The sequence below is a fragment of the Thermogutta sp. genome (assembly GCF_014359955.1).
Classification (GTDB): Bacteria; Planctomycetota; Planctomycetia; order Pirellulales; family Thermoguttaceae; genus Thermogutta.
This window is the reverse complement of record NZ_JACIYL010000293.1, coordinates 1-4,941: the sequence shown is the minus strand read 5'-3', so window position 1 is coordinate 4,941 and position 4,941 is coordinate 1. Positions and strand designations below refer to the sequence as shown.

Below are 4,941 nucleotides of genomic sequence, written 5' to 3'. Positions count from 1 at the left end.
CCGGTGGCATCTGGGTCTGGGACGAGGCGGCGCCCACACTGGAGGGCAACACCTGCGAGGAGAATCAACACGATGGCATCGCCTATTTCGGAAACGCTAGCGGCACGGCCCGGAACAATGTGTGTCGAAAGAACGGCTCCGGTGGCATCTGGGTCTGGGCCGAGGCGGCGCCCACACTGGAGGGCAACACCTGCGAGGAGAATCAACTCGGTGGCATCGCCTATTTCGATAACGCTGGTGGCACGGCCCGGAACAATGTGTGTCGAAAGAACGGCGAGCACGATTTTTTCATTGCTGATGGGGCCAAACCCTCCCTGGAGTCCGAGCAAGACGCGATATATTTCTTGAAGCGCCTTTGGAATTTGTTGGAGCACTCTCCGATCAAACACGTTGATTGGGTTGTGTTCCTTGGCACCCTGACAGGCCTAGTGCTTGCGTGGTACTTGTTGCGCTTCCTTCTTCGTCTTCTTCCTGACCCAGAGACATTAGGTTATACAATTGGGAGTTTAGCCCGCACTTTGTTCGACATGATATTTCCTTCGCGTCACTGAGAGGTCATACTGCCGCTGGTTTGAGTTCCTGCGACCTTTGTGAGGACCGTGCAAAGGTGTAGTCGCGGCGTCTAGTCTGGCCAGTGAGTTTCTCTTCCGGGGGGCTTTCTCCGTCTGCACGGCCATGAAAGTTCCCTCTGCCACCGACCATGGGCGTTATCAGACCTTTCGGCCAAAGCCGGAGTGTGAACAGTCACACGATGAACAAATCAGCCGCACCCAGGCGCCGAAATGCAACATCGAAGTGCTTCGTAAACTCCCTCCCGCCACGACGGATGTCCCCATGCGATCTCCGTGGGCCCCGCCGATGAGCTCCTCTTTTTTACTCACCCGAAGCGGGAGACAACGTCATGGCCTGGGCAACTCTCAAGCGCTCGCGAGTCGCTCAAGAGGCGACCAGAAGGTCCCGGTGGCGTCAAGAAACAATCAGCGGATTACCCAATTCGGGAGTCCACCACATGGTGGCAATCCCGCGGAGTTACCACGGCGCGTGATCGTCTCTGAAAAGGCCGTAGAAAAAGAGGGGATCACTTGGGGTTCCGCGGTATTGACAGTCCTCCTTCGGTGGCGACAATGAATCCATCGGTTTTTCCCGCGCGTGGCGAGCTCTCCGCGTCAATTGCATGGACAGGCAGAGTCTCGTGCCCGATCCTTTTGCGGCAACGAATCGTTCCGCGTGTGGCACGGGATATCGGAATTTCGGACGGTAAGTCTCTCGGACCAACCATTATCAACGACGGGAGGATCAGCATGAAGGACAAGACCCACGGCACGACGCGACGGAACTTCCTCAAGACCACAGGACAGGTCGCCGCTCTTTCTACCCTGGCAGGGACGGCCATCCCCGCCGTTCACGCGGCAGAAAACAACACCATCCAGATTGCCCTCATCGGATGCGGTGGTCGGGGAACGGGAGCCGCCCGCGACGCCATGTCCGTCCAGAAAATTCTCAACGTGCCGATCAAACTGGTGGCCATGGCCGACGTCTTCGAAGATCGTCTCAACCGCAGCTACAAAGGCCTCAAAGATCAGTATGCCGATCAGGTCGATGTTCCCCAAGAGCGCCAGTTCCTGGGGTTTGATGCCTACAAGAAAGCCATCGATTGTCTGCGGCCGGGCGACGTCGCCATCTTTGCCACCCCGCCCGCCTTCCGCTGGGTGCATTTCACGTATGCCATCGAAAAAGGCGTCAATGTCTTTATGGAAAAGCCGGTCACCGTCGATGGTCCCACCTCACGACGGATGTTCGAACTCGGTAAAAAATCGGTGGAGAAGAATCTCAAAGTCGGCGTGGGCCTGATGGTTCGCCACTGCCGCGGACGTCGGGAACTGAAAAAGCGGATTGAGGACGGCGAAATCGGCGACATTCAGTTCTTCCACGCCTATCGAATGGGTGGCCCGGCCGCCAATATCCGCCGCAAACCCGATAACATCAGCGAACTCCGCTACCAAATCCGCCAGTTCCACAGTTTCATCTGGGCCAGTGGTGGCGTGTACAGTGATTTCTACATCCACCAGATTGACGAATGCTCCTGGATGAAGGGCGCCTGGCCTGTCAAAGCCCACGCACTCGGTGGCCGACATTATCGCGGCGATGCCGTCGATCAGAATTTCGACACGTACTCCGTGGAATACACCTTCCCCGACGGAACGAAGCTCTTCTACTTCGGCCGACAGATGGCCGGCTGCCACAACGAGTTCGCCAGCTACGGCCATGGGACGAAGGGCTGCTGCATTATCTCCACATCCGCCCACACCCCCGGCCGGGTCCGCACGTTCACCGGCCAGGATTTCAGTCAGGACAAACTCATCTGGGCGTTCCCGCAGCCGGAACCCAATCCCTACCAGATGGAATGGGTGGACCTCATCGAGGCGATCATCAAGGATCAGCCGTACAACGAAGTGGAGCGCGGCGTCCAGGCCAGCCTGGTGACCACCATGGGCCGCATGGCCGCCCACTTCGGCCGCATCGTGACCTACGAGGAGGCCCTCAATCATCCCCATGAGCTGGCCCCGGATGTTGATAAATTCACCGACGATTCGCCGGCTCCGGTGCAGTTTGATGAGAGCCTCGGCATGTATCCGCAGCCGATGCCCGGCATCAAAACCGATCGCGAGTATTGATGCGACAAGGCGACGGTGCCTTTAACTCACAGAAAAACGGCAATACGATTTGGCGGGATCTGGCCTGTGTGGTCTAGATCCCGTTTTTTTCAACCTTCACAAGACCAGCCAGCACGTTCGTCTATCCGTCCGACGAACTAGATGCGGAGGGTGATGTTTCGCAAGAATTCGCCTGCGCAGGCAGGACGGCGGTCGAACCACGTTCGGACTTTTCCCGCAACTGGCGGCGGAGGTCTCTGATCTGAGCCCGGTAGCCGAGCCGGTGCAGCCGCCACGCGTGTTCCCGTTCGGCAAGCCGTGCCGCCTGTTCGGCCAGTCTGCGCTTTTGGTCGGCCAACTGCTGGGCCAGTTGGTCGAGTTCCTCCCATCGCGTGGCAACAGCGGTTTCCAGGCGGGTCTTTTCCTCCCGAACCTGTTTCAAAAGCGCTTCCGTCCGGTGATGGAGTTCTGCCAGTTTTCGCTCCTTCTCCTCCTGTCGCTCCACTTGTTCCTGCAGAAGAGCCTCGCGCTCTTTGCGAAGGGAAAGGATTTTTTGAGTAATGTCTGCAACCTTGTCCGGATCGACTGCGGCGATCGCCTCTCGAGCGGCCAGGTGGTGTTCCAGCGCCGCCAGTTGTTTGGCCTCGATTTCCCGCCGGAGCTGAACGAGTTCTTCATGGAATTGGGCGAGAGCATGACTGCGACGCCGAAGCGCTTCTTTCTGCTCTTCGAGCTCGGCGAGCGCGCGACGCTGATCCTCCGCCCAACGGCGGCGCCATTGCCGCTCTTCCTGGCGGAAACGTTTGCGTGCCTCCCGCAGTTCCCCGAGCAGATTCCTGGCCTCCTCCAGCAACTGATGTAACTCGGCCTCCTCATAGTGGGACGACCTGAGCCCGGAAGAAGGCAAAGCCTCGGTCGGCGTCGTCGAGTTCGGCTCCACAAGGACCGCCAGGGCCGAGAGATCCTCTTCCCGCAAACGGACGGAGGCCTCGCGCTGGAGCAGCTCTTTTCTGCGCCGTTCCAGCTCTTCTTCCCGATCCCGCAACTCCTGTTCACGTCGGCGGAGCGTTTCTTCCCACTGTGCGAGAAGGTGCTCCCGCTGTTGAAGCTGTTCCTCGCGTTCTCCCAGGTCTGCCCGGCGACGAGCAACGGCGGCCGCCTCGTCTGCCAGAGCCCGTCGTTTCTCTTCCCATTCCGCGAGCCGCTCCGAGAGGAAAAGGCGACTTGCCCGCAGATCGTTTTCCAATTGCGCGAGCTGGGCGTTTAAGCGCGCCTCCCGGCGGTCGAGATCGGCCTGACGACGCCGCAGATACTCAGCCAGTTGCCGTGCCTGCCGGCGGAGACGCTCCTGTGTGACCGGAATCTCCCCTGGCTCGTCGGTTTCCAGAAGGAGCTCCGGAACCGCCCCGGTTTCCACAGGTGAGGTGTTTTCTTCGGAATGATCGGCCGACTTTTCGGCGCGGTTGTGAGTGGCAGAGTTGGGTTCCGGCCGGGCCGAATGAGCAGGGTCGATTCGCGCGGAGACCATGCGCTCAGGCCCCAACGGCGTCGCCTCGCTGGCGAGCGATTCCTTTTCCGGAACGGCCGTTCTCTGCTCACTCCTGGGGTCGGACATGGTCGGGTTGCTGTCTCGCTGGAAAGCCGCGCACCTGCAAAAATGTCGGTTACCGCATTTGACCCAAGCGGCAGTTCGAATCGAACCGGACAACTCGGGCTAATCGTTAGAATCGTCAAAGTTTCTCAGAATCTTCGGGCAATCCTGGCAGAAAAGGGGAGTTTTGCGGATAACGCAAGTCTTCTCCATCCGGCAACTAGAGTTTTGGCGTTGGACGCCCGTCTTCAGCACAAAGTAACGGAAACAGACGGTCTACACAAACTGCAAAAATTTTTACAAATACAGTGGCAAGCGTGTGTGTGCCGGATATGATTAAACGATCATTGGCGCACGTTTTTGAAGCCTAGAGAGGCCGCCCATTCGAGATCCCTGGCATCACCCGAATCGGTAGCCTATGTTTTTCCAGGTGATTGTTTGGAAGATATGCGTGCATAACTCTCGTGCCCGTTGGCACGGGAAATCTCCTTCCGTCCTGCGTGGCCACGATTTCAGTTTCCGTCATGTGAAAGGTCGTTCATCCTGAGCGGAGGTTACCCTGCCATGTGTCACACCTTCAGTCAAGCGCGCGGCATCGTCAGAGTGCTCGGAGGAATGGGGGCGATCAGTCTTGCAGTCGTTTTTGCACTCAGCGCCTGGGGGAACGCGGTCGAGAAACACGACCATTACTCCCTG

3 protein-coding genes are annotated in these 4,941 nt (G+C 58.5%); 2 read left to right on the top strand and 1 reads right to left on the bottom strand.

From position 1 onward, the window contains the following. Both H5U08_RS10130 and H5U08_RS10125 read left to right on the top strand, forming a co-directional pair. Nucleotides 1–551 (top strand): right-handed parallel beta-helix repeat-containing protein (locus tag H5U08_RS10130; protein WP_297032660.1); only part of this gene is annotated, 551 nt, incomplete at its 5' end. A gap of 750 nt (nucleotides 552–1,301) precedes the next feature. Beyond that, on the top strand, nucleotides 1,302–2,675 hold the full coding sequence (locus H5U08_RS10125; RefSeq protein WP_297032659.1) for a Gfo/Idh/MocA family oxidoreductase: 1,374 nt from the start codon (nucleotides 1,302–1,304) through the stop codon (nucleotides 2,673–2,675). A 121-nt stretch (nucleotides 2,676–2,796) separates the two neighbouring features. On the opposite strand, the gene H5U08_RS10120 is transcribed toward H5U08_RS10125, so the two are convergent. After that, a complete protein-coding gene (locus H5U08_RS10120; protein ID WP_297032657.1) occupies nucleotides 2,797–4,269 on the bottom strand; it encodes a hypothetical protein in 1,473 nt (490 codons plus the stop codon). Between the last annotated feature and the right edge of the window lie 672 nt (nucleotides 4,270–4,941).